Raw genomic sequence first — 24,328 nt, 5'->3', positions numbered from 1 at the left:
CGCCCGCAACCGGAAGCGAGTTTAGATCGATTTCAGGGATCAGACCGCGCCCCGCACCCGCTTGACGTCCGGCGGGGTTGCCTCGTCGACCAGAGCGGCGATCGCCTCCTCGGTCGTCATCACCTTCTGGCCGTCGCTGCCGAGGCGGCGGACCGAGACCGAATGCGTCTCGGCCTCCTTCTTGCCGACCACGAGCAGGGCGGGGATCTTGGCCAGCGAGTGCTCGCGGACCTTGTAGTTGATTTTTTCGTTGCGCAGGTCGATCTCGACCCGAAGCCCGGCGCGGCGTGCCTGCTCCATCACCACTTTGGCGTACTCGTCGCCTTCCGAGGTGATCGTGGTGACCACCGCCTGCACCGGCGAGAGCCAGAGCGGGAAGTTGCCGGCATAGTGCTCGATCAGGATGCCGATATAGCGCTCCATCGAGCCGCAGATCGCCCGGTGCACCATGACAGGCGGTTTCTTGCCGCCGTCATGGTCGATGTAGAACGCGCCGAACCGCTCCGGCAGGTTGAAGTCGACCTGCGTGGTGCCGCACTGCCAGTCGCGGCCGATGGCGTCACGCAGCACGTATTCGAACTTCGGCCCGTAGAAGGCGCCTTCGCCGGGATTGATCTCGGTCTTGATGTGGTTGTTCTGCGACTGGATCTCGCGCAGCACGGTGGCCATCACGCGCTCGGCGTGATCCCACATCTCGTCGGTGCCGACGCGCTTGTCCGGCCGCGTGGACAGCTTCACGGTGAGATCGCCGGTGAAGCCGAAATCGGCATAGGTCGACAGGATGAGCTCGTTGATCTTCAGGCACTCTTCGGCGAGCTGGTCCTCGGTGCAGAAGATGTGCGCGTCGTCCTGGGTGAAACCGCGCACGCGCATCAGGCCGTGCATGGCGCCGGAGGGCTCATAGCGATGCACCACGCCGAACTCGGCGAGGCGCAAGGGCAGGTCGCGGTAGCTCTTCAGGCCGTGCTTGAAGATCTGCACGTGACCCGGGCAGTTCATCGGCTTGAGCGCAAACCAGCGCTTGTCCTCGGCCTCGTCGCCGGCCGACTGCGCCGCGAACATGTTCTCGCGGTACCAGCCCCAATGGCCCGAGGTTTCCCACAGCGACTTGTCGAGGATCTGCGGCGCGTTGACCTCGCTGTAATCGCCGGTGAGGCGCCGGCGCATATAGGCGATCAGCTGCTGGAAGACGGTCCAGCCCTTCGCGTGCCAGAACACGACGCCCGGACCTTCCTCCTGGAAGTGGAAGAGGTCGAGCTCGCGCCCGAGCTTGCGATGGTCGCGCTTCTCGGCTTCCTCGATCTGCTTGAGATAAGCGTCGAGGTCCTCCTGCTTGGCGAAGGCCGTGCCGTAGATGCGGGTCAGCATCGGGTTGTTGCTGTCGCCGCGCCAGTACGCGCCGGCCACCTTCATGAGCTTGAAGGCGTTGCCGACCTTGCCGGTCGAGGTCATGTGCGGGCCGCGGCACAGATCGAACCAGTCGCCCTGGTAGTAGATCTTGATCGGCTCGGTGCCGGGAATGGCGTCGACCAGCTCGACCTTGAACGCCTCGCCCTTGTCGCGGAACACCTGCTTGGTCTTCTCGCGGTCCCAGACTTCCTTGGTGAAGGGTTTGTCGCGCGCGATGATCTCGCGCATCTTCTTCTCGATCGCCGCAAAGTCTTCCGGCGTGAACGGCTCGTTGCGGAAGAAGTCGTAATAGAAGCCGTTCTCGATCACGGGACCGATGGTGACCTGCGTGCCCGGCCACAGCGTCTGCACGGCCTCAGCCAGCACGTGGGCGCAATCGTGGCGGATCAATTCGAGCGCGCGCGGATCGTCGCGGCTGATCAGCTCGAGCTTGGCGTCGGCCTCGATGGGATCGTTGAGGTCGGCGACCACGCCGTCGAGCGCCATCGCGACCGTGCGCTTGGCCAGCGACGGCGAGATGCCCTTGGCGATATCGAGGCCGGTGATGCTCTGGTCGTATTGGCGCTGGGCGCCGTCCGGGAAGGTGAGGGTAACTTTGGCGGCGGGGGTCACGGGCTTCAGATTGCTGAGGGAATATTGGAAGCCGGATTCGGACTTCGGCTGGTCCTTGGACTGGTCGGTCATTGCTTTTCTCCTGAGGCTCACTCCTGCGAACGAGCGCAGGTAAGCGGGAACGAGCGATATATCAGGCGATTCGGCCTGCGCAATCCGGCAATTCCAAGAAAATCGGCGCATAAAACGGGCGTGCGCACGAACTATTTCGCACCGGCCCTTTAACTGGCCCGGCGGCTGCTCTACATGCACTTGCATGGAAAATGGACGCGCCCCGCGTTTCGCGCCAACCGCCTTGATGCTCGGCAATCTCGTCACCGGCTGCTCCGTGCTGGCCCCGGCGGGCATGCTCCCGGAGTTGGCGACGGGGCTCGACGTCAGCATTCATGCGGCGGGGCTCCTCATCACCTTCGGCGCGATCACGCTGTGCATCGGCTCGCCGCTGACGGCCTGGCTGACGAGCCGCATCGAACGGCGGACGCTGCTCGCGACGACGCTGGCGGTGCTTGCCTTCGGCAATCTCGCCTCCGCCTTTGCACCCGATTACACCAGCCTCCTCGCCATCCGTCTCGTGATGCTCGCGGTCGGTGCGCTCTACACGCCGCAGGCCGCCGGCACGGCGGCGTTGATCGTGCCGGTGGAGCGGCGGGGCAGCACCATCGCCTATATCTTCCTCGGCTGGTCGCTGGCTGCCGCCGTCGGCCTTCCGCTGATCACCTTCATTGCCAGCCGCTATGGCTGGCGCGCGGCCTATGGCGAGATCGGCGTGCTCGGTTGCGTCAGCTTCCTCTTGTTGCTGCTGCGGCTGCCGGCAGGCCTGAAGGGCGCGCCGGTGGACCTGAAGACCTGGCGCGAGGTCGGCCGCAACAGGACGATTCTGCTGCTGCTGGCGATCACCATGCTGCAAATGTCGGGGCAGTTCGTGGTGTTCACCTTCATGGGCCCGCTGCTCAAGAAGCTCACTGGCGCCGGTCCCGATGCGATCGGCATGGTGTTCGCGCTTTACGGCGTCTGCGGCTTCCTCGGCGTCGTCGTCGCCACCCGCATCGTCGACACCTCGGGACCCTATCGGACCTCGCTGCTGTTCACCTGCCTGCTGCTTGCAGGCATCACGGGCTGGGCGCTCGGCGCCGGCACGCTTGCTTTCATGACGGTTGGAGTCGCAATCTGGGGCCTCGGCTTTGCCTCGACCAATTCGATGCAGCAGGTGCGGCTGGTCGCGGCCGCGCCGCCGCTGGCCTCGGCGACCGTCGCGCTCAATACGTCCGTTCTCTATATCGGCCAGGCGGTCGGCTCCGCCATCGGCGGACTGCTCTTCGCCCACGAACTCCTGCATGCGCTCGGCTTCGTCGCGGTGGGTTTCGTCGTGCTGGCGCTGATCCTGGTGGTCCTGACCCGGCCCCGGCCTGCGGCTGCAACGGCCTGAATCCCGCGGCTTCGTGTACGCAATGTGCTTGGCAAACCGCGCGCGGGAGCGCTAGAACGCCGGTCATGGGGACCAAAGAGAGTTGACTGAAATGAGGATGATTCTGGCGGTTGCCGCGGTGCTCTATTCAGCCTCCGCGTTTGCGCAAGCCGACAAGCCACCGATGGTGGGGGACAAGCCCTTGGTGCAGGTCAAGCCCAAAGGGACCAAAGAGGCGGCGGCCAAGCCGGCCGCAGCGCCGAAGGGCAAGCCGCAGTCGATCGCGGCCCGGCTCCAGGCCTGCCTCGAGCTCGACGACGGCACCAAGGACCGCCTCAACTGCTACGACGCGGTGATCGCGCCGGCGCCGAAGCCGAAGCCGGCGAAGGCCAAGGGCTACGCCGATTGCCGTTTCTTCAAGGAAGAGGACGAGCGGCTGGCCTGCTTCAACGGCTTTGCCGAGAGCATTCCGAAGCTGCCCAAGAGCTGATACTTACAAGAGCCAATCTTGAATGAGCTGATGCTCAGTCGCTGATCCGGCTCAGCACGGCTCGGAAGGCAACGCCCGGCGCCTGCAGCGCGTTGCCTTCGAATTCCGCGTTGTCGCCGTCCTCCCGGCCGGCGAGCGCCAGCGTGATCCGGTCGGCGCCGAACAGAGCCTTGAAGGACGGGTCGTCGTTATAGCGCTGGGTCGAGATCTTGACCTTGATGCTGTCGCCTTCGCCCGTATAGGTGCCGATGAAGGCGAAAGCGGAATTGCCGCCGCGCATCTTGCCATCCATCACATAGACGACGCCGCAGCCCGTTCCATGAACGGTATGGAAGTCGACCTTGTACAATCCCTGACGCACTGCCTGTCCCCGCGAAATTCCAATCACAAACTGGCCGGCAAAGTATGAGCCTTGCTGGCGGAAGCAATCCGGTGGCCTCCGGGGATTTCGGCCATCAACATTACATTTTGATCAGAGCCTGGGGGAATTGCAGGCAATGCAGCCGGACACCGGCTGGACCAATATCCAAACCTATCGGCTCGATGCGGCGGAACTGGTGGCGGCCACGCGGGTCAGCGCCAGCGCCGGCGTCGCCGACATCTTCACCAGCACGTCCTTGAGTGGATCCCGCGTCCAGGCGCGGGTGACGTAGTCGCGATGGGTGATGCCGTCGCCGGTCTCGACGAACACCACGCTGCCGGGACGCAAGGGGCCGTCCATGTCCTCGGCGACACTGACGCCCTTCTGCCGGAGCATGCTCATCAGCTCGCGGTCGCGCCGCGCGGTGTGGCGGGTGTAGGCACTGACGAAGAAGCCGGAGCGGTGACTCTCGATCCAGGACGCGAACTTGTCCATTTCGCCATAGACGGCGTCGAGCAGCACGACGCCGCGGACGCGGTCGCTGATGCCGCCGACCTCCAGGCTCCAGGCCGTCGGCAGGAAGCCGCCGCTGTAGCCGACGATCACGATCGGCATGTTGGCGAAGGCGCGGGCGCTGTTGGGATCGCCGGTGACGCGGGCGAGGTGATCGGCCGATTCCGCCATGAAGCGCTTGAAGCCGCCCGGTTGCCAGAACTTGCCGGCGCTGGAATCGGCGGCATCGACCGCCATCTGCGGGGCAAGCAGCACGGCATTGGCGCCGGAATCGGTGATCTGCTTGGGCACCAGCTGGCGATCACGCACGTCGCGTTCGAGCGTCGCGCCATTGCCGTGGAAGAACACCACGATCACGCCCGGCTTGCGGACGTCGAAATGCTCGGGCACGTGCATCAGCACGCGGCTGTCATTGTAGGTCTCGTCCTGCCAGAACACGCGACCGGAATAGCTGCGATGGCCGCGGCGGTCGCCCTTGGCGATGTTGAGAAACGGCGCGTCGGAGGCGGGGTTGTTGCCGAAATAGGGAAAGGCCGACGATTTCATGCTGACGAGCGTCGTCAGGTCGTCGCGGGGCGAACGCTTGTAGGGGACCTGCGGCTCGAGCGACGCGACCTTGTAGGGGGCCGTCTCCGCCGGCGGTTGCTGCACGGCGCGCTTCGGCGAGAAGTCCGACATCTGCCGCTGCAGAAAACTCTCGCTCGCTGAGGGGAAGCGCTCCCCGAATTGCGGAGCGGGGAAGCGATCCTCGAAGGTGTCGCCGCTCGCGACTTGCTGATTTGTCTTCGCAACGACCTGAACATTGGCCTGCGAGTTCGCCGCGAGCGCCGCCGGATTGGGCGCCTTGCCGCATTGAACCAGTGTCAGGGACAGCGGCACCAAGGCTGAGATCAGGCCGACCCGGAGGGCACGACCGCGCGCACCGGACGTCGTCCGGTCGGCACGCTTGTCAGCTCTCAATTTCGGAACGGCCCCGACCATCCACCCATGACCCCAAAGTCACGTCCATCGGCATCTCTAGACAATTGAGCCGACTGGCGTTTAGGCGACGTTAAGTGTCCGGAGAAACTTCCCCACATCCGGAACGCTCAAAAGGACCATGCAATCGTGTCCTGATTGTGGGGAGGAGGAACGGGATTTCCTGGGGCGGGCGCAGCTTTATCGCTCGGGGGCGGAATAAGCGGTGCTCGATTACCCGCTTCCGTCGCCTCATTTAGCCCTTGTTAACCCTGCTTGAATTGACTGGGCCAACCTGCACGATGCGCCCACGAGGCACGACGCCTGAGGTTAAGGACCCCGATGACGGCATCAAATGCGGGAACCGCGCCCTGGACTGGCAGGCTGACCGGAGGCGGGACCGGGGTCTCGGTTCTGGTCGCAACCGCCATCGTCGTGGCCGACATGATCGGGGTCGGCGTCTTCACCAGCCTCGGCTTCCAGGTCAAGGATATCCCGTCCGGCTTCTCGATCCTGCTGCTGTGGACCGTCGGCGGCATCGTCGCGCTGTGCGGGGTGTTCGCCTATAGCGAGCTCGGGGCGATGTTTCCGCGCTCGAGCGGCGAGTACAATTTCCTCAGTCGCGCCTATCATCCCGCCTTCGGCTTTCTCGCCGGCTGGGTGTCGGCGACGGTGGGCTTTGCCGCGCCCGTCGCGCTCGCCGCGATGGCGTTCGGCGAATATGCCAAATCGGTCGTGCCCGATCTGCCGCCGATCCCGCTCGCCATCGCCGTGGTGTGGCTGGTCTCGCTCGTGCAACTGACCGGCGTCAGGCACTCCTCGACCTTCCAGCTGATCTCGACGATCATCAAGGTCGCGCTGATCGTCGCCTTCCTGGTCGCCGGCTTCGTCATCGCGGCCCCGCAACCGATCACGTTCGCGCCGCAGCCGGGCGATCTCGCGCACATCGTCAGCGCGCCATTCGCGATCGGGCTCGTCTTCGTGATGTATTCGTTCTCGGGCTGGAACGCCGCGACCTACATCATCGGCGAGATGAACATGCCGCAGCGGAATCTTCCGCGCGCGCTCCTTGCGGGCACGCTGATCGTGCTCGTGCTGTACGTCGCGCTGAATGCAGTGTTTCTCCATTCGACGCCGGTCGGTGCGCTTGCCGGTCAGCTCGATGTCGCCAGCGTCGCCGGTAGCGCCATCTTCGGCAGCCTCGGTGGTCGGATCGTCGGCGCGATGATCTGCGTTGGCCTGATCTCCTCGATCAGCGCGATGATGTGGATCGGCCCGCGCGTGATGATGACGATGGGGGAGGACATTCCCGCCTTACGCGTGTTCTCGAAGCGATCGGCGAGCGGCGCGCCGGCCTACGCGATCCTGTTTCAGCTCGCGGTCGCCAATCTGCTGCTGTTCACGCGCAGCTTCGAGGCGGTGCTCGACTTCATCCAGTTCGCACTGTTGTTCTGCTCGTTCTTCACGGTCGCCGGCGTCATCAAGCTGCGCATCACCGATCCCGATTTGCCGCGGCCCTATCGCGCCTGGGGATACCCGTTCACGCCGCTGGTTTTCCTGCTCGTGACCGCGTTCATGATGTACTACCTGTTGACCGAGCGGCCGCTGCAGTCGCTCGCGGGGATGCTCGTCATGCTCTCGGGCCTGTTGATTTATGCTGTTTTCCGCAGGCGGCCGGTCGCCGCTGGCAATTCACACGATCGCGCATAGACATGTTTCGTCCCCTCAGAATTGCGGTCACAGCTCTTGCCCTGCTGGCTGCGGCCGTCTCGTCCGCGCATGCCGCCGACGCCACCTTCGACGACACCGCGCGCTTCCTAGCGGGCATGCAGCCTTCGGCGGACTCGCCACTGGTGGCGCTCACGAAGGATCCGGGCTGGCAGCGCCACGCAAAATTCTTCGACGGCGCCTTCGCCCAGCTCGAACAGCGCCAGCTCTCCAAGATCCGCGATTGGGCCGACGTGAATCTCGCCGCGCCCCGGCCGACCATGTTCTACATGTTCAGCGGCCCCGATTTCCTCTACGCCAACACATTCTATTCCAAGGCCAGCACCTACGTGCTCGGCGCGCTGGAGCCGGTCGGCGCCGTGCCCGATTTGACGCGGCTGCCGCGCGGCGCGGTCGGCGCGGCGCTCTACAATGTCGAACGCTCGCTCGGCTCGATCCTGAGCTTTTCCTTCTTCATCACCAAGCAGATGAAGGTCGACCTGCACGCCAACCAGGTCAACGGCACGTTGCCGATCCTCTATGTTTTCCTCGCGCGCTCCGGCAAGACCATCCGCAACGTCGAAATGATCGCGCTCGACGACAAGGGGGGCTTGCATGTCGGCGACGACAATCCGGGCCGTAACGCGACGCGCGGCGTTCGCATCACCTTCGCCGGCAGCGATGGGGAAACGCGCACGCTATATTATTTCTCGACCGACCTCTCCAATGCCGGCGCGCGCAACACGGGATTCCTGAAATTCTGCGAGACGCTCGGGCCCGGCAACAGCCTGCTCAAGAGTGCGTCCTATCTCATGCACTCCGGAAACTTCACCGTCGTTCGCGACTGGCTGCTCGCCAACAGCGCCACCATCATCCAGGACGATTCCGGGATTCCGCTTGCGAACTACGGCGCGCGGCAATGGCGGTTCTTCCCGTTCGGCCGCTATCTCGGGCCGATCGACGAATTTCCCGGCCGCTACCAGGAGCGCTATTCCGAGTTGTTCACACGGGCCCAGCCCATCGATTTCGGCGTCGGCTACCGCTGGCGGATGCACGAGTCCAATTTGCTGCTGGCGGTCAGGGTGCCGGGCACCGAAACGGCGCCGGGCGGGGAGGCCAACTCGTCGGCCGATCCGACGCCGAAGCCGCCGCGTCCGAAACGGCTGCGGCCGCCCGAGCCGATCCCGCCGCCGCCCGGGCGCTTTTACTGGTTTCGCTAATTACCAGTGCACGCTCTGGCTCGGCACGATGAAGGCGGTCGTGCTCGGCGCGGTGGCTAAGCTCGTCGCCAGATACCAGCCGGAGCCAAGCACGAGCGCCAACAAGGCGACGATCGCGAGCAGATCCAAGGTTCTGGGGTCGTGGTGCCGCCTGGAGCCGGGGGTGGGCCCAGGCCTGAAGTGAGAAAGCCTGAAGTGAAACGGCCTGAAGTGAAGATGAGGGCTGATTTTCCAGCGCATTGTTGTTTCCTCCCGGGGGAGCATCAAAACAACGCGGGAAGAAAGCTTGCGGTTCCCCTCAGGCCACCGATGCGCAAAGCATCGCAGCAATCTCAGGATGCATTGACGCCGCGCCAGCGGCCGTAACGCCATGGCAGATACCAGTGTGCGCCTGGCGGTGCGGCGAGCGGTACATTGTCGATGCCCGACGTGCCGAACGGATTGCAGCGGAGCAGGCGCGCCAGCGTCATCCAGCCGCCGGCCCAGAGCCCGAACCGTTCGATCGCCTCGTCGCCATAGACGGAGCAGGTCGGCAGATGCCGGCAATTGTACCCGACCAGGGGCGACAGCGTGTGCCGGTAGAGCCAGATCAGCGCACGGCCGAATCTGCGTGGGAGCCGGAGCACACCTTCGATCGAACTGGAACAATGCTCGCAGGCTGAATGCTTCATGTGCGGTTTGCTGCGATGTTAATCGAGGTGTTGCACAGTTCCGGCGCAGGGAACCGTAAGCTGTTGTTTGCACGCCATATTTTGCGTGCTTTTTGGGAGCAGTGCAGCAAGTACCTGTGGACGAACTGTATTCCCACGGATACCATTTTTGTGACGTCCATGTGTAGAAACATACGCCTGTATGATGGACTCAGAGGGCGCTACCAAGGATTGTTGGGGACCTTAGGGGCTTGGGGAAGGAACCAGATTGAGACTTCTGAACTCCCTTAATCTTCGCGGCTGGTTGCTGGTGGGAACCGCCGTCTGTGGAGTCGTGCTGGCTGGCGCCGTCGCGACACTCGGGTCATCGGCCCGCGCGGGTGTTGCTCTCGAAGAGCGCAAGCTCCCGATGAAGTTCAACTGGATTGCCTGCGAGCCGAACTGCCGCGGCTGGGTCAGCGCGGTCGGCATCATCACCGCTGACACACCGAAAGAGTTCGAAGAGTTTTCCCGCGGACGCCAGCTCGGCGGCGCCACCGTGGTGCTCGATTCCAGCGGCGGTTCCGTCAACGACGCGATCACCCTCGGCCGACGCTTCCGCAATCTCGGACTCCTGACGACGGTCGGCATAAGTCTCCGCGGCGGGCAGTCCGCCCGCCCGGCGGTTGCGCCAGAGGCCTATTGCGAATCCATGTGCGTGTTCCTGCTGCTGGCCGGCAAGAAGCGCTACGTGCCGGAAGCTGCCCATGTCCGCGTCCACCAGATCTGGATGGGCGACCGCGCCGACGATGCGAAGGCGGCGAGCTACAGCGCGCAGGACCTGATGATCGTGGAACGCGACATCGGCCGGCTTGCCAAATACACCTTCGACATGGGCGGAGCCGGCGATCTGCTATCGCTCGCGCTCAGCGTGCCGCCCTGGGAAGACCTGCATGAGCTGGACGCCGGCGAGCTCAAGCTCACCAATCTCGTGACGACCGACCTCGTCGCCGACGTGCTGCCGCATGTGGACATCTCCGCGCCGGCAATGGCGGAGCTTGCGCCGAAGACGCAGGCGAGGTTCGGCGCGGAACCGGAGCAGTCGCAAGCTGCCAAGTCGACCAAGACGGCGGAAGCCCTGGTGCCGACGGGTGGCGTGGCCGCGCCGGCTCCGGCGACGCAGAAGTAAGCTCTGAAATCTTGATAGTGATTCCGGGTTCGTCGCTTTGCGACGCCCCGGAATGACATGGGGAGTTCAGCCCTGCGCCGCAGCCGGCTGCTTGGCTTTGGCTTCGATCTGGCCAATCGCGTCGACCACGGCATCGAAGGTCAGGAGCGTCGAGGCGTGCCGCGCCTTGTAGTCGCGGACCGGCTCGAGGAACTTGATCTCCTCCCATTTGCCTTCAGGAGGCGCACCGTTCTCCTTCAGCATCTTGCGAACAGTTTCGCGTAACTCACGGAGTTCGCTTGCAGTCGAGCCGACGATGCGACTTGCCATGATAGATGAGGAGGCTTGTCCGAGAGCGCAGGCCTTCACGTCATGAGCGAAGTCGGTGACCCTGTCGCCCTCCATCTTGAGATCGATCTTCACGGTCGAGCCGCATAGCTTGGAGTGGGCGGTGGCGGAGGCATCGGGGTCCGGCAGCCGTCCGAGGCGCGGAATATTCCCGGCCAATTCAATGATCCGCTTGTTGTAGATGTCGTTCAGCATGTGATGGGGTCCAGCACTTCCGCATCGGATCGGCCTTGGCGGGCGCCGTCCACGGTCCTATATAGGGTCGGAACTGGCGGAAAAACAGTCCAGCGGCGGTGGCGATAGCCATGCAGCCGACGGGAGAGGTGAGGGCCTTTTCGTCAGGTTCAACTGTTCTCTTCAGGCGTCCGGCGGCATTGCCGCCCCGTCTGCCGGTGACACTCCGGCCGCAAGGCCGTCGAACGGAGTAGACATGGACGCGACCATCAAATCCATCCGCCCCAACAAGCCCTCCGACCGGCAGCCCGAGAGCCGCCCGGCCGAGCTTGACCCTGCCGAATTCCTCGCGGCCGCCGTCCGCGCCGACCAGCCGCGCCCGGCGCGTGCCGAGGCCGAACAGGCGGTGAAGACGCTGCTCGCCTATATCGGCGAGAACACCGAGCGCGAGGGCCTGCTCGACACGCCGCGCCGCGTGGTCGAGGCTTTCGACGAGCTCTATCAGGGCTATCACCAGTGCCCGGCCGAGGTGCTCGACCGCACCTTTGGCGAGACCGCGGGCTATGACGATTTCGTCCTGGTGCGCGACATCGAGTTCACCTCGCAATGCGAGCATCACATGATGCCGTTCTACGGCAGGGCGCACATCGCCTATACGCCGGTGGAACGTGTTGTCGGCCTGTCCAAGCTCGCCCGCCTCACCGACATCTTCGCCCGCAGGCTCCAGACCCAGGAGCATCTGACGGCGCAGATCGCGGCTGCAATCGACGAGGTCCTCAAGCCGCGCGGCGTCGCGGTGCTGATCGAGGCCGAACATACCTGCATGTCGGTGCGCGGCGTCGCCAAGCATGGCGCCTCGACCTTCACCAGCCGCTTCACCGGCATGTTCCGCGACAATCCGGCGGAGCAGGCCCGTTTCCTGTCCCTGGTGCGAGGCCTGCAGCGCTGACCTCGCACGGCTCTGTTGTTTGAGCATGATCTTTTCGGAAAACCGCTTCACACTTTTCCGGATCATGCTCTAGCGAGGTCGCTGTGTCCGCCCACTCCCATGAGATCGAGGAAGGGTTGTCCTTCCAGCCCCGGTTCGACGCGAGCGGCCTTGTGACCTGCGTCGCGACCGACGTCGCCTCCGGTGACGTGCTCATGGTTGCGCACATGAACGACGAGGCGTTGCGCAAGACGATCGCGACCGGCGAGGCCTGGTACTTCAGCCGCTCCCGCAATGCCTTGTGGCGAAAAGGTGAGACCTCGGGTCAGACCCAGCGCGTGATCGAGATGCGCACCGATTGCGACCAGGACGCAGTCTGGATTCGCGTGGAGCAGATCGGCGCGGCCTGCCACACCGGACGAAGGTCGTGCTTCTACCGCAAGGTCGAGGCCGAAGGCGGCGGGGCGAAGCTGGTCTTCGCCGATGCGGAGCGGCTGTTCGATCCGGACGCGGTCTACAAGAAGTAGCTCGCTGTCATTCCGGGGCGCACCGCAGGTGCGAGCCCGGAATCCATTCAGCCGCCCGTAATGCATTGCGATGGATTCCGGGCTCGCGCTACGCGCGCCCCGGAATGGCGGACCCGGCCAATTTAACCCCGCATTAACCATACCTGTCCCACGGTGAGACGACAGGCGCCGAATTGCCGGCGCTGCTCAACGCCGCGCGGGGCGGGCACTTCATCATGTCGGTCGACAATTCCAGTGCCACGCAGACGGCGGTTCTCGATCCGTCGCGGGCGCGCGTCGCCGGTGCGATCAAGCAGGCCTCGAATGTCTCCGGCGTCAGCTTCCAGTACATGCTGACCACCGCCAAGATGGAATCGGATTTCGATCCGACGGCGGGTGCAACGACGTCATCCGCGCACGGGCTCTACCAGTTCATCGACCAGACCTGGCTCGGCACAGTGAAGGAGGCGGGCCCCCAGCTCGGCTATGGCAATTATGCCAACGCGATCTCCAGGACGACGTCGAGTGGCTACGCCGTCGACGATCCCGCGATGAAGCGGTCGATCATGAAGCTGCGCGACGATCTGGAAGCCGCCTCCAGCATGGCCGCGGCGCTGACGCAGTCGAACAGCTTCAAGCTGACGGGCCTGCTCGGGCGCAGGCCGAGCGACAGCGAACTCTACATGGCGCATTTCATGGGCGTCGGCGGCGCCGCAAAGCTGATTGCCAATGCCGAGGACAATCCGCAAGCGGTCGGCGCGCGGCTGTTTCCCAATGCGGCGTCCGCCAACCGTTCGATCTTTTACGCCAAGGACGGCCGCGCCCGCAGCGTCTCCGAAGTCTATTCGGTGCTGGACGCGCGCTATGCCAGCGCGGCCAATTCGAAAACGACCCGCAGCGCGATGGCGATGTATGGCGGCGCGCCCTCGACAACAGAGGTTGCGAGCGCGAGCGGCGTGCGGCCCACCGTACCTGTCATCGACAATGCCGCCTATCTCCAGACCTTCCCGAACACACGCGCGGTGACGCCCGTCAGTGCGACACCGCCGACGACGGTCGCGGACAATGCCCCGACCACGCCGGTGTTTCGTTCGATCTATCAGCCCGGCGATGCCACGCAGCCGGTCTCGACCACGGTGCAGAAATTGTGGGGCAACAACGCCTCGTTCACCTCGGTCGCACCAGCGACCTCAGTTGCATCCGCGACGCCGGATGTGCGTCCGCCGCAGCCGCTCGATCTTTTCAGCGATCGCAGCGGCACGTTCTCGAGCTAGTCGCGTCCTGTGTCCCGGACGCGCCGCAACGCGTAGCGTTGCTGCGCAGAGCCGGGACCATGCGGCAAGCGCTCTCGAACATGGTGTGCCCTCGGCTCAGCAGCACATCACTTCGCGCTGCGCTGCGTCCGGGCACGCAAGCCGAGCGCCTTTGTTCCCTTAACAAAACGTCAATAAAACCAGCCAGTTATGGTGAACGCTTTGTTAAGCGTCGTGGTTTATTTTGTGTTGCAGGTGACGAGCCGTCACCATTTTCGTTTGTTGTGTAAGCCGGAAGCAGCATGATTGTTCGGCAGTTCATCAATTGGATCAGGACGGCGCCCGCCGGCGAGCGGGCCGAGGCCACACGGGCGTTGGCCCGGGCCTGGCTGATCTCAGACCTTTCGACAGACGACCGCACCGCCGCCGAAGGCGCGCTTCTAATGCAGCTCGACGATCCCTCGCCGCTGGTGCGGCAGGCGATGGCCGAGGCTTTTGCGCGCAGCCTTGATGCGCCGGCATCGATCGTGCGGGCGCTGTCGGCGGACCAGCCGACCGTCGCGCTGCCCGTGCTCGAACATTCCCCGCTGCTGATCGACGCCGATCTCGTCGACATCGTCGCGACCGGCAATGACGAGGTGCAATGCGCGGTCGCACGCCGCATCGCGCTGCCGGTCTCGGTCTGCGCCGCCATCGCCGAAGTCGGCTGCGCGGCGGCCGCGCTGGAGCTGATCGAAAATCCCAACGCCGAGCTCGCGCCGTTCTCCTGGGACCGCATCGTCGAGCGCCACGGCCATCTCGCCGCGATCCGCGAGGCGATGCTGGTGCTGGACGATCTGCCGTCCGCAACCCGCGCCGCGCTGGTGGCGAAACTCTCCGAGACGCTGGCGCAGTTCGTCGTGGCGCGGAATTGGCTCAGCGCCGATCGCGCCGAACGCATCGCGCTCGAGGCACGCGACCGCTCCACCATGAACATCGCATCGCGCTCGCGCGGTGAGGACATGCAGGGTCTGGTGCGGCACCTGCGCATCACCGGCCAGCTCACGGCGGGTCTCATCCTGCGCGCGCTGTTGTCGAGCAATCTCGACCTCTTCGACGCGGCGCTGGCCGAGCTTGCCGACCTGCCGCTGGCGCGCGTCACCGCGCTGCTGCACGACCGCGGCGGCAACAGCCTGCACGCGCTGCTTCGCCGCGCCGGGCTTCCCGAGGCGACGTTCGCGGCGTTCCAGGTCGCGCTCGATGCCTGCCACGAGCAAGGCTTCGTCGACAGCGACGACGGCGCGGTGCGGCTGCGCCGGCGCATGGTCGAGCGCGTGCTCACCCATTGCGAGACCGACCGCGGCGTCACCGAGCCGCTGATGGTCCTGCTGCGCCGCTTCGCCACCGAGTCGGCGCGGGAGGAGGCAAGGCTGTTCTGCGACGAGCTGGTCGCGGACGATACGATCGATCCGCTGTATGGCGATCTGATTGCCGCGTAGCGAGATGCCGTAGGGTGGGCAAAGGCGCACAGCGCCGTGCCCACCACCTATCAGTATGATTCGGGATGAATCGTGGGCACGCTTCGCTTTGCCCACCCTACGATGCTGCCCGTGTGGATCGAGCAGCCTCACACGAGATGAAAAAGACGGGCGCTTACTCCGTCGGCGCGATGCTTGGCGCCAGGATCACCTCGAGATGCTCGGGGCGGTCGCGGTTGACGTGGGCGAGATAGTCGTCGGCGACCTTGCGCAGGCGGCGGCTGAGCTCGGCGGAGACGCTGATGCTGTCGAGCCTGGTGTTCTCGTGCACGATGGCGAGGATGGCGTTGATGTGGTGCGTGAACAGTTCGGCCGGCACCTTTTCCAGATCAGGCGCGTGCTCGATGACGCGGCACAGGCTCTCGGCGATTCCGGCTGCGGCCGGATAGCCGAAGGTCGCGGCGTCGCCCTTGATGTCGTGCGCGGCGCGGAACAGCTCGTCGCGCCGCTCCTTGGTGAAGCCGTCATTGCGGATGGCGACATAGGCGGCCGACAGACGATTGACCTCGGTCGTCATCCAATCCTTGAACTCGCCGGACAGGTCCGCGAGCGCCTGCTCGGCGCGGCCGATCGGATCGTCCATGTCCTTGTCTTCGACCCGGCGCAGAACCTTCCGCAGCGGGTTGGGCTGCGTGATGATCTGATGCGTGGCGAAGGCCGTGACCTCGATGTCCTTTGCGCTGTTCTTCGCCATGATGCCTGCCTCGTCTGAAGACGTTGCGCTAGATGGATGAGCGGGCCTTGTCGAGCAGCGAGGGCTGCTGGAGCACCTCGTGCTTTTCGCCGACGCGGCGCTCGGGGCCCATATAGGCGGAATTGGTGTTGCGGCGCCGGTCCGGCCCAAAATAGGTCTTGGTCTTGATGAAGGGGCGGGGATTGGCCACCACGTTCAGGATGCGCTGATAGAGCCCCTTGGCCGAGATTGGCTTGGCCAGGAATTCGGTGACGCCGGCATCGCGCGCCACGGTGACGCGGCGCTTCTCGGAGTGGCCGGTCAGCATGATGATCGGCGCGTAGGGGTTGCCCTTGGATTCCGGCTGCCGGATCATCTGCGCCAGCTCGAGCCCGTCGAAGATCGGCATGGCCCAGTCGGTGATGACGATGTCAGGCACGTAATGGCTGTACATTTCGAGCGCGGTGGCGCCGTCCTCGGCCTCATAGACCTCGCGCGCGCCGAACGAATGCAGCAGCGTCCGCAGGATGCGGCGCATGTGCGGATTGTCGTCGCAGACGAGGAAGCGCAGCTTGTTGAAGTCGATACGGAACATGACGCCCGGGCCAAAGCGGTCAACCTTCGTTAACCATATCGTGGCGAGGGTTAACGAAGGGTTGCGACCGGGCTCCCGCAGCGCGCGGGGGGCGGGGGCTCAGTAGCCGAACTGCTCGCGCAAAATGCGTTCTTCCAGGCTGTGGCCGGGGTCGAACAGCATGCGCATCGAGATGCTCTTGTCGGACAGGACCTCGACGCGCCGGACCCTGCGGACCTCCTCATGGTCGGCGACGGCCGCGACCGGACGCTTGTCGTCCTCCAGCACCTCGATCACGACATAGGCGGTGTTGGGCAGCAGGGCGCCGCGCCAGCGGCGCGGGCGGAAGGCGCTGATCGGGGTCAGTGCCAGAAGGGCGGCGTTGATCGGCAGGATCGGTCCCTGCGCCGACAGATTGTAAGCCGTCGAGCCGGCCGGCGTCGCCACGATGATGCCGTCGGCGATCAGCTCGGGCATGCGCTCGCGCTCGTCGATCAGGATCCGCAGGCGCGCCGCCTGCGAGGTCTGCCGGAACAGGTAGACCTCGTTGATGGCGTGGTGCAGGTGGACGCGGTCGTTGACGTCGGTTGCGCGCATCAGGAGCGGATTGATCTCGGATTCATGCGCCGTCTCGAGCCGCGCGCGCAGATCGTGCGTCGCATATTCGTTCATCAGGAAGCCGACGGTGCCGCGATGCATGCCGTAGATCGGCTTTCCCGTGCGCATGTTCTGGTGCAGCGTCTGGAGCATCAGCCCGTCGCCCCCCAGCGCGACCACGACGTCGGCCTCCCTCGGGTCGCAATTGCCATAGTCCCTGGTGAGCTGGCTGAAGGCGGCCTGCGCCTCGCTGCTCGGGCTGGCGACGAAGGCGATGCGGTCGTATCGCTGGGGCTTGATCATGGCTTGTCGGGCAGGCCGCTGGCTGGAGGAAGTTCCGCCGGGCTCGTCTATACGACCTGGGGCTCCATTGTCGAGGATGACCGCCTCTCAAGGCAAACGGGCGATTGTCGATCCGGAGAACAAAACGGGTTGATTTGAGCCAGCCCGGGCGCCTTACTTGCCCATCGGACCGCTGATCCCGCAAAGCGTCGCAATTCCGCGCTAGTTCGATGCGCGCCGGCTGTGACAGCCGGGCAGGGAGAACGATCATGTTCACGATCTTGCCGACGCTGCGACGAACCGGGCTCGTGCTGGCCGTGTCCGCGGCCGCGCTCGCGAGTGTGGCGCGCGCGGATGATCCGCCGCAGCCGCGCTCCGAGGCGGCATCGCCAGCGGGACAGAAGGGTGGGCGCGCCGCCAATCCGCAAAGCGCGACGCAGGCCTCGCCGTCCGCGGCCGAGCCGCACCGTCTCCCCCCGGATTCGACCACGAAGCAGACGCTGGATCTGCCCGGCCGCACCCTCAATTTCGCCGCGACCGCCGGCTCCATCCGCGTGTTCGACGGCAAGGGCGAGCCGCTGGCCGACATCGCCTATACGTCCCACCAACTCGACGGCGCCGACCGCGCCACGCGCCCGGTCACGTTCCTGTTCAATGGCGGGCCCGGCGCGTCCTCGGCGTGGCTCCAGTTCGGCGCGGCCGGTCCATGGCGGCTGCCGCTCGACGGCGAAGCGCTGTCGCCGTCAGCCTCGCCCGAGGTGAAGCCGAACGCGGAGACCTGGCTCGATTTCACCGATCTCGTCTTCATCGATCCCGTCAGCACGGGCTACAGCCGCTTCATTGCGAGCGGCGAGGACGCACGAAAATCGTTCTACTCTGTCGACGGCGATGTCAACGCGATCGCGCTGGTGATCCGCCGCTGGCTCGAGAAGCACGACCGGCTGACCTCGCCGAAATACGTCGCGGGCGAGAGCTATGGCGGCATTCGCGGGCCGAAGGTGGTGCGCCAGTTGCAACTCCAGCACGGCGTCGGCGTCAAGGGCCTGATCCTGGTGTCGCCGCTCTTGGATTTCCGTGAGTTCACCGGCACCAGCCTCCTGCAATATGTCGCGACGCTGCCGAGCTATGTGGCGGTGGCACGCGAGGTAAAAGGGCCGGTCAAGCGCGCCGATCTCGCCGACGTCGAGGCTTACGCGCGCGGGGAATTCCTGGCTGACCTCGTCAAGGGCGAGGCGGACAAGGAGGCCACCAATCGTCTTGCCGACAAGGTCGCCGCGCTCACCGGCATCGACCAGGCGGTGAGCCGCCGGCTCGCCGGCCGCTTCGACGTCGGTGAGTTCCGCCGCGAATTCGACCGCAAGAACGGCAAGGTGACGGGACGTTACGATGCCTCGGTGCGCGGCTTCGATCCCTATCCGGATTCGAGCAGCTCGCGGTTCGGCGACCCCTCGGGCGACGCACTCCAGGCGCCGCTGACGAGCGCCGCGGTCGACGTGCTCACGCGCAAGCTCAACTGGCGGCCCGACGGCTCCTATGAAGTCCTGAACGGCAGCGTGGAAGGTCACTGGGATTTCGGTCGTGGCATCAACCCGCCGCAATCGGTGTCCGATCTGCGCCAGATCCTCGCCACCGACGCGAAACTGAACGTGCTGGTCGCGCACGGCCTGTTCGACCTTGCCACGCCCTATTTCGGAACGAAGCGGGTGCTCGATCAGATGCCGGGCTTTGCGACGCAGCGCGTGAAGTTCGTCGTCTATCCCGGCGGCCACATGTTCTATTCGCAAGGCGGCTCGCGGCAGTTGTTTCGCAGCGAGGTCGAGGCGCTGATCAGGGAGTAGGCCGACGTTTGCGCGGCTTATATCGACGGGCGATCTCCTTCGCCACGACGCTCGCCGGCTTGAGGTTGGCGCCGGCGATCCAGACCTCGCTGATCCTGCCGCGTTTGTCGCGGATCCGGTGCACCGGCTCGCCATGACTGGAATAGCCCGCAGCCCAGGCGAGCTTGCCGGTGTCGCGGCCGGTGACCTCGATCTCGGCGGCATCCATGAACGGATTGATGAATTGCGGATTGGCGACGAGCACGCGGTTGCCCATCGGCACGAGGTCGCTCGCGCCCCAGATCGTCCACCAGCGGTCGGTCCAGTCGCGCAGGCGCCGGTCGGCCGTGCCGCGCGTCTTGAACACGCGCAAGATCTGCATCGCGCCGTCCATCCAGAACGGCGCCGCGCCGTCGATGGAGTTGCTGAGGATGCTGATCGTGAGCTCGCAAGCGGGGATGGCGCAGGTCCGGGAGATGTAGCCCTGAAAACCGCCGCCATGGCCGAACCAGTCCCAGCCGTCGGTCTTGCCGGCATTGACGCCGAGGCCGTAATAGCCCTCGAAGCTCTGCGGGATACGCCAATGGTGTCGCGTCATCTCGCGGCGGCTCGCGACCGAGAGCACGCTCTTCTTCGCATTGGGCGCAAGCTGCGCGAAGAAACGGGCGGTGTCGCCGGCAGTCGCAACGAAGCCCGCGGCGGACGCCATCGCCTGTGCGGGATTGTCGCCGGGGATCACGCATCGCTCGCCGAATGGCAGCTTTCGCGTATGGCCGCGCGCGAACGATGCGTCCTTGGGCAGCGGCGCGTCCGCCTCGCTCTCGCGCAGGCCCGCGGGCTCGATGATCTCGCGCTTGATCCAGGCGGAGTAGGGCTGCTTCGTCACCGCTTCGATGACGAGGCCGAGCAGGCCAAAGCCGTGATTGGAATATTTGAAGCGGGTGCCGGGCTCGATCGCGGTCGGCAGCTTCAATTCCGCGAGCAACTCTTTCGCGTTGAGATAGGAACGGCGGTCGATGAACTGTCCGGAATCGGCGCCGTCGCGCGTCAGCCCCGCACTGTGTGAGAGCACCTGCCCGATCGTGGTCTCGGCGACGCGCGGATGCAGGCCACCGACATATTGGCCGACCGGATCGTCGAGCCGGAGCTTGCGCTGTTCGCGCAGCTTCATGATGCCGGCCGAGGTGAAGCTCTTGGAATGGGAGGCGATGCGGAAGCGGTGGCGCGGGGTGAGCTTCTCGCCGGTGTCGAGATTGGCAAGGCCGAACGCATGCTCGGCGACGATCTCGCCGCGATGGGCGAATGCGATGATGACGCCTGGCTGCTGGATTGTCGTCAGTTGGAATTCGATCCAGGAGCCGATGTAGTCGATCGCGGATCGCAGCCACGGGTCCATTGCACACCAATTTGCTGGGAAAATCGATGCTAGAGGCTAGCCGAGAAAGCCGAACGGGCACAACCGAAAGGTTGTGCCCGTTCGCGAGGTTGAAGATGCGATTGTCTTAGTAGACGAGCGTCGCGCCGGTCGGCTTGTCGAGCGCCGTGGCGAGCGAGCGATATTCGGAGCTGTCGGTGCCGGCGAGCGAGGCGATCTTGTTCAGATGATACTGCGCCTGTTCGCGGTTGCCCTGCTCGAGCTGCCAGAGGCCGTAATACTGCCAGGTGCGGACGTGGTTCGGATCGTCCTTCAGCGCCAGCTCGTAATAGACCTTCGACGACTGGTAGTCGCCGAGCTTGCGATAGGAGTAGCCGATCAGGTTGGCGACGTCGGCGACGTCGTTGCGCTTGAGCGACTTCAACCGATCGATCGCGCCGGTGTAGTCGTGGTTGTCGTAGATCGCAGTATAGGCGGTGCGATAGGCGGCGAGGAATTTGGGATCGCTGACGGAAGAGCTCTTCTTCTTGCCCTTCTTGGACGAGGAGTCCGACTTCGGCGGCGGCGAGGGCTCGTCACTGCCGGCGGCATAGGCGCTGGACAGCACCGGCGCGGCCGCCAGCGACATGGCGACCAATCCCGGCACGACAAGCATTGAGAGTTTGCGCATCTAAATTCTCCCGTATGGAACGTGGCGATCCTACACGATTGCCCGAAGACCGGAACACCCGTCTGGCGAAAACATTCCCGCTTCGCACGATCTATTCGCCCGGGCGCGGATGACAAACTTGTCATGGAGATGAACGGAAGCCTGCAAGGGGCTTCAGACAGGGTTCAGCGCGCCGCCCCTAGGCTCCCACCCACGATCGAAGGGTAGGCGAGAGGGCGCCGCCTCAAGATCCTTCCAAGAGGAGACCACCATGTTGAAGACCATTTCCGCAGCCTTGCTCGCCGCTTCCGTGATCGCAGCCCCGGCCTTCGCCGCCGAGGCCGGCAAGACCACCACGGCCCCGGTGATCAAGGCGGACCAGAGCCAGACCAAGGCCTCGACCACTGCCGCGAAACCGGACACCGCCATCAAGGCCGATGCCAAGGTCGAGGCCAAGACCGATGCCAAGACCGATGCGAAGGCCACTGCCAAGACCGACGCGAAGGCCGGCGACGTCAAGCCCGCCGACGTCAAGGCGGACGCCAAGGTGGATACCAAGTCGAAGGCGATGAATGCCAACGCCGCGGTCACGCCCGACGAGCACAAGACCGTGCGCACCCATCGCCACCACCACAAGCGTCTGTCGGCGAAGAAGCTGAAGGCGCAGCCTGAGGTGACTAAGCCGCTGGCCACCGAGAAGCGCAGCTAACGACTGATCCTGCGCGGCGGCATCCCAAGCATTGCCCCGCCGCCGCGTCAGGACTTCAGACCCGGCCCGTCGTCTCGGCGCCTTGCGCGAAAGCGCAGACGCCGGCGGCGGGACGGTGCGTGCGTCGCAAAGCCCCGGTGACGCGAATTCCCTTTGCACGACCTTGCGGCTAGAACGTCGCCTTAGTCTGTTCGAGCGGGAGCGGGATCTGTGGGGCGATTGGCGAAACGTGCGGCCTGCTTGGCATCGGTCCTGTTATTGCCGTTGGCGCTTGCGGCATGTTTCGGCAGCGACGGTGATCGTCCGACCATCATCGGTGGGACCCAGGCCGGAGGGCCGCAGCCGTTTCCCGACAATTTCCGCGGCGACATCCTGGCGCTGATGCGCACCTATCTGAACAACCCGGTCGGCGTGCGCGAGGCCAGCATGGCCGAGCCCGTCCAGCGCGAGGTCGGCGGCCGGCAGTTCTATGTGAGCTGTCTGCATTTCACCCCGCGCGAAACCGATGGCAGCTACAAGGCCATGCGGGAACGCGCTGTGATCTTCGTCAACGGACGGGCGGACCGCGTCGTCGACCGCACGAGCGAGCTCTGCGCCGGCGCGGTTTACGTACCCTTTCCGGAACTGGAAAAGATGACGCGGTAGCGCAAAGCCCGCCTTCATCGCCGGGTGTTAGAACGATGCTGCCGGAGCCGCTGGATCACATTTCGGCGAGCTTTGAACGGGGTGGTTTGACCTCGCGACAAATTGTTACGGCAGGCCCTGCGCAGACGACAAAAATAGTCGGTGCAGGACGACGTGACGGAACAAAATCGCGTTGTTGCCCCTCCGTCACAGTCACGAGCGATCAACGTTCCGGCATCGCCGCGAAGCAACCCAATTCACGCCACGTTGTTTCCTGAGTGTCGTAAATGAAAGAACGGGGATGATCATGAAATCAATTTTGCTGGGTGCAGCTGCTCTGCTTGCGCTGGCCGCGCCGGCTGCAGCCGCGGACATGCAGCCGCGCACCTACGCCAAGGCCCCGGCCTATACGCCGCCGCAGCTGATTTATAACTGGACCGGTTTCTACATCGGCGGCCATGTCGGCGGCGCGTTCGCCGGCGACAGCAGCTTCCAGTCCAGCGACGCCCGCTTCCTCGGCGGCGTGCAGGGCGGCTTCGACTACCAGTTCGCGCCCAATTGGGTGGTGGGTATCGAGGCCCAGTATTCCTGGCTGCCGACCAACAACAACGGTGTCACGTTCCCGCTGGGCACGCAGGTGACCTCCAACACCGACCAGCTCGGGTCGGTGACCGGCCGCATCGGCTACACCTGGGGTCCGGCGCTGCTCTACGCCAAGGGCGGTTACGCTTGGCGCAATGGCGGCCTGGGCGTCAATGTCGCAGGGGTGCCGCAGGGTTTCACCACCACCGGCAACAGCAAGGACGGCTACACCGTCGGCGCCGGCCTCGAATACATGTTCGCGCCGAGCTGGTCGGCCAAGGCCGAGTACCAGTACTACAATTTCGGCAGCACCACCTTCACCTCCGGCCCGGCCGATATCGTCGGCGTTCGCGGCCGGGAGGACGAGCATACCGTCAAGGTCGGTGTGAACTACCGCTTCGGCTGGGGTGGTCCGGCAGCCACGCGCTACTGACCCTCCACCGCGATCATCGCTCTGACAAAGGCCGGCTTCCCGCCGGCCTTTCGTTTGTCAGCCTCTTGCCTGCCGGCCCCATGTTTGCTTTGCGTGAACCATCTGGCGCGTCATTTGCAGGAAAACATCCGACGGGCGCCTTCTCACGCGCGTCATGGGACTTGGGTAAAGCAAAAATAATTTTTGCCGCTTACGGAACTCGCGCTCCGGAAAGCGTTATATGAGAATTACCGGGCTGGTGGGACGACGGACATGCGTATCTTGGTGTCGGCGGTGGTGCTCTCGTGCTTTGTCTGCCTGCCGTGCTCTGCACAGACAATCCTCAAATCCGAGCCTCTGATGCTGGCACCTTACGAGGTGGCTTTCGTCAAGGACGCGTCGTGCTCGTCGGGCAAGGTGCTCAAGGTCACCGGCGCGATCCGCGGGCTGCATCGCCGCAAGGCCTGCGTGGTGCTGGCCGGTGAGCAGGCCTCGCTGGCAACCGCAACGCCTTGACCGCTTTGCGGCTTGCTCCGCCGGACCTCACGAATTCAGCTCGAGCTCCATCGTCGACTGGCGGTCGGCCTCGGCCTTGTTTTGGGCGGGGTCCTCACCCTGGGCGACCCGGCAGGGCCTGATCTCGTAGTCGTTGTCGAGCACCCGGCGTGGCCCGGGACGCTCCTCGTCGGCGCTGACGTCCACAACCAGGCCGCTCCGATACGCGAGCTTCCAGACGTCAGCTTCGCTCGGATAGGCCTTGCTGATCTGGGCGTCGTTGCAGAACAAGGCGTAGGGCATTCTTCCCGCTCCCGGAAACCGCGTTAACGACCTCATGG

Annotated in this window: 26 protein-coding genes; 14 read left to right on the top strand and 12 right to left on the bottom strand. The window is 64.9% G+C overall.

The annotated features are described in order from the left end of the window. Positions 1-39 precede the first annotated feature (39 nt). Positions 40-2,094 carry a threonine--tRNA ligase gene (gene thrS / locus CV770_RS02615; RefSeq protein ID WP_201759664.1) on the bottom strand — a complete coding sequence of 685 codons (2,055 nt, stop codon included), beginning with the start codon at positions 2,092-2,094 and terminating at the stop codon, positions 40-42. A gap of 184 nt (positions 2,095-2,278) precedes the next feature. Between thrS and CV770_RS02610 the strand changes: the two genes are divergently transcribed. Both CV770_RS02610 and CV770_RS02605 read left to right on the top strand, forming a co-directional pair. Next, a complete protein-coding gene (locus CV770_RS02610; protein WP_104461211.1) occupies positions 2,279-3,448 on the top strand; it encodes an MFS transporter in 1,170 nt (389 codons plus the stop codon). A gap of 91 nt (positions 3,449-3,539) precedes the next feature. Beyond that, the gene (locus CV770_RS02605; RefSeq protein ID WP_028141112.1) at positions 3,540-3,917 is read left to right on the top strand and encodes a hypothetical protein; all 378 of its coding nucleotides are present in this window, start codon (positions 3,540-3,542) and stop codon (positions 3,915-3,917) included. Positions 3,918-3,951: 34 nt separating this feature from the next. Here the strand turns inward: CV770_RS02605 and CV770_RS02600 are convergent, their stop codons facing one another. Further along, the gene (locus CV770_RS02600) at positions 3,952-4,278 is read right to left on the bottom strand and encodes a GrlR family regulatory protein (protein ID WP_091957716.1); all 327 of its coding nucleotides are present in this window, start codon (positions 4,276-4,278) and stop codon (positions 3,952-3,954) included. Between the two features lie 171 nt (positions 4,279-4,449). After that, positions 4,450-5,772, bottom strand: coding sequence for an alpha/beta hydrolase (locus CV770_RS02595; RefSeq protein ID WP_104461210.1), 1,323 nt, complete (start codon positions 5,770-5,772; stop codon positions 4,450-4,452). Positions 5,773-6,090: 318 nt separating this feature from the next. Here CV770_RS02595 and CV770_RS02590 point away from each other — a divergent pair, with 318 nt between their 5' ends. After that, positions 6,091-7,458, top strand: a complete 1,368-nt coding sequence (locus CV770_RS02590; RefSeq protein WP_104461209.1) for an APC family permease — start codon at positions 6,091-6,093, stop codon at positions 7,456-7,458. A 2-nt stretch (positions 7,459-7,460) separates the two neighbouring features. Further along, a complete protein-coding gene (locus CV770_RS02585; RefSeq protein ID WP_104461208.1) occupies positions 7,461-8,675 on the top strand; it encodes a hypothetical protein in 1,215 nt (404 codons plus the stop codon). Here CV770_RS02585 and CV770_RS44005 read toward each other — a convergent pair whose 3' ends face one another. Both CV770_RS44005 and yidD read right to left on the bottom strand, forming a co-directional pair. Continuing rightward, positions 8,676-8,915: a hypothetical protein gene (locus tag CV770_RS44005; RefSeq protein WP_028141107.1), complete on the bottom strand. Its 240-nt coding sequence runs from the start codon at positions 8,913-8,915 to the stop codon at positions 8,676-8,678. A 92-nt stretch (positions 8,916-9,007) separates the two neighbouring features. Beyond that, complete coding sequence (yidD, locus tag CV770_RS02575; RefSeq protein WP_091957692.1) at positions 9,008-9,346, bottom strand: membrane protein insertion efficiency factor YidD; 339 nt, start codon at positions 9,344-9,346, stop codon at positions 9,008-9,010. A 247-nt stretch (positions 9,347-9,593) separates the two neighbouring features. Between yidD and CV770_RS02570 the strand changes: the two genes are divergently transcribed. After that, positions 9,594-10,493: a COG3904 family protein gene (locus CV770_RS02570; RefSeq protein WP_201759663.1), complete on the top strand. Its 900-nt coding sequence runs from the start codon at positions 9,594-9,596 to the stop codon at positions 10,491-10,493. A gap of 66 nt (positions 10,494-10,559) precedes the next feature. On the opposite strand, the gene CV770_RS02565 is transcribed toward CV770_RS02570, so the two are convergent. Further along, on the bottom strand, positions 10,560-11,015 hold the full coding sequence (locus CV770_RS02565; RefSeq protein WP_028141104.1) for an iron-sulfur cluster assembly scaffold protein: 456 nt from the start codon (positions 11,013-11,015) through the stop codon (positions 10,560-10,562). Positions 11,016-11,250: 235 nt separating this feature from the next. Here CV770_RS02565 and folE point away from each other — a divergent pair, with 235 nt between their 5' ends. The 4 genes from folE (at position 11,251) to CV770_RS02545 (ending at position 15,159) form a co-directional block, all read left to right on the top strand. Continuing rightward, positions 11,251-11,943 carry a GTP cyclohydrolase I FolE gene (folE, locus tag CV770_RS02560; protein ID WP_018322161.1) on the top strand — a complete coding sequence of 231 codons (693 nt, stop codon included), beginning with the start codon at positions 11,251-11,253 and terminating at the stop codon, positions 11,941-11,943. A gap of 83 nt (positions 11,944-12,026) precedes the next feature. Continuing rightward, complete coding sequence (hisI, locus tag CV770_RS02555) at positions 12,027-12,449, top strand: phosphoribosyl-AMP cyclohydrolase (protein ID WP_104461207.1); 423 nt, start codon at positions 12,027-12,029, stop codon at positions 12,447-12,449. A gap of 173 nt (positions 12,450-12,622) precedes the next feature. Then, positions 12,623-13,702, top strand: a complete 1,080-nt coding sequence (locus CV770_RS02550; protein WP_104461206.1) for a transglycosylase — start codon at positions 12,623-12,625, stop codon at positions 13,700-13,702. A 281-nt stretch (positions 13,703-13,983) separates the two neighbouring features. Continuing rightward, positions 13,984-15,159: a DUF2336 domain-containing protein gene (locus CV770_RS02545; protein ID WP_104461205.1), complete on the top strand. Its 1,176-nt coding sequence runs from the start codon at positions 13,984-13,986 to the stop codon at positions 15,157-15,159. A 154-nt stretch (positions 15,160-15,313) separates the two neighbouring features. Here CV770_RS02545 and CV770_RS02540 read toward each other — a convergent pair whose 3' ends face one another. From CV770_RS02540 to CV770_RS02530, 3 genes are all read right to left on the bottom strand, one after another. Then, positions 15,314-15,892 (bottom strand): Hpt domain-containing protein, encoded by a 579-nt coding sequence (locus CV770_RS02540; protein ID WP_104461204.1) that lies wholly within the window; start codon positions 15,890-15,892, stop codon positions 15,314-15,316. Between the two features lie 28 nt (positions 15,893-15,920). Beyond that, positions 15,921-16,466 carry a response regulator gene (locus CV770_RS02535; protein ID WP_008549760.1) on the bottom strand — a complete coding sequence of 182 codons (546 nt, stop codon included), beginning with the start codon at positions 16,464-16,466 and terminating at the stop codon, positions 15,921-15,923. A 99-nt stretch (positions 16,467-16,565) separates the two neighbouring features. Continuing rightward, positions 16,566-17,345, bottom strand: coding sequence for an NAD kinase (locus CV770_RS02530; RefSeq protein ID WP_091957674.1), 780 nt, complete (start codon positions 17,343-17,345; stop codon positions 16,566-16,568). A 248-nt stretch (positions 17,346-17,593) separates the two neighbouring features. Here CV770_RS02530 and CV770_RS02525 point away from each other — a divergent pair, with 248 nt between their 5' ends. Then, a complete protein-coding gene (locus CV770_RS02525; RefSeq protein WP_104461203.1) occupies positions 17,594-19,162 on the top strand; it encodes a S10 family peptidase in 1,569 nt (522 codons plus the stop codon). On the opposite strand, the gene CV770_RS02520 is transcribed toward CV770_RS02525, so the two are convergent. Then, positions 19,152-20,537, bottom strand: coding sequence for a serine hydrolase domain-containing protein (locus tag CV770_RS02520; RefSeq protein ID WP_104461202.1), 1,386 nt, complete (start codon positions 20,535-20,537; stop codon positions 19,152-19,154). The two genes, CV770_RS02525 and CV770_RS02520, sit on opposite strands and share 11 nt — an antisense overlap. A gap of 106 nt (positions 20,538-20,643) precedes the next feature. After that, the gene (locus tag CV770_RS02515) at positions 20,644-21,186 is read right to left on the bottom strand and encodes a tetratricopeptide repeat protein (protein WP_104461201.1); all 543 of its coding nucleotides are present in this window, start codon (positions 21,184-21,186) and stop codon (positions 20,644-20,646) included. Positions 21,187-21,436: 250 nt separating this feature from the next. On the opposite strand from CV770_RS02515, the gene CV770_RS02510 reads away from it, so the two are divergent. The 4 genes from CV770_RS02510 (at position 21,437) to CV770_RS02495 (ending at position 24,008) form a co-directional block, all read left to right on the top strand. Beyond that, positions 21,437-21,874, top strand: a complete 438-nt coding sequence (locus CV770_RS02510) for a His-rich protein BRANT (RefSeq protein WP_104461200.1) — start codon at positions 21,437-21,439, stop codon at positions 21,872-21,874. Between the two features lie 210 nt (positions 21,875-22,084). Next, positions 22,085-22,519 (top strand): hypothetical protein, encoded by a 435-nt coding sequence (locus CV770_RS02505; RefSeq protein WP_201759662.1) that lies wholly within the window; start codon positions 22,085-22,087, stop codon positions 22,517-22,519. 286 nt (positions 22,520-22,805) lie between these two features. Beyond that, on the top strand, positions 22,806-23,513 hold the full coding sequence (locus CV770_RS02500) for an outer membrane protein (protein WP_165637400.1): 708 nt from the start codon (positions 22,806-22,808) through the stop codon (positions 23,511-23,513). A gap of 252 nt (positions 23,514-23,765) precedes the next feature. Further along, positions 23,766-24,008, top strand: coding sequence for a hypothetical protein (locus CV770_RS02495; RefSeq protein WP_104461199.1), 243 nt, complete (start codon positions 23,766-23,768; stop codon positions 24,006-24,008). Positions 24,009-24,035: 27 nt separating this feature from the next. On the opposite strand, the gene CV770_RS02490 is transcribed toward CV770_RS02495, so the two are convergent. After that, entirely contained in the window at positions 24,036-24,290 is a 255-nt protein-coding gene (locus tag CV770_RS02490; RefSeq protein WP_091957649.1) for a hypothetical protein, read from the bottom strand. Between the last annotated feature and the right edge of the window lie 38 nt (positions 24,291-24,328).

This window comes from Bradyrhizobium sp. AC87j1 (genome assembly GCF_002936975.1).
GTDB lineage: Bacteria > Pseudomonadota > Alphaproteobacteria > Rhizobiales > Xanthobacteraceae > Bradyrhizobium > Bradyrhizobium shewense.
This window is presented reverse-complemented; position numbering and strand designations above follow the sequence as displayed.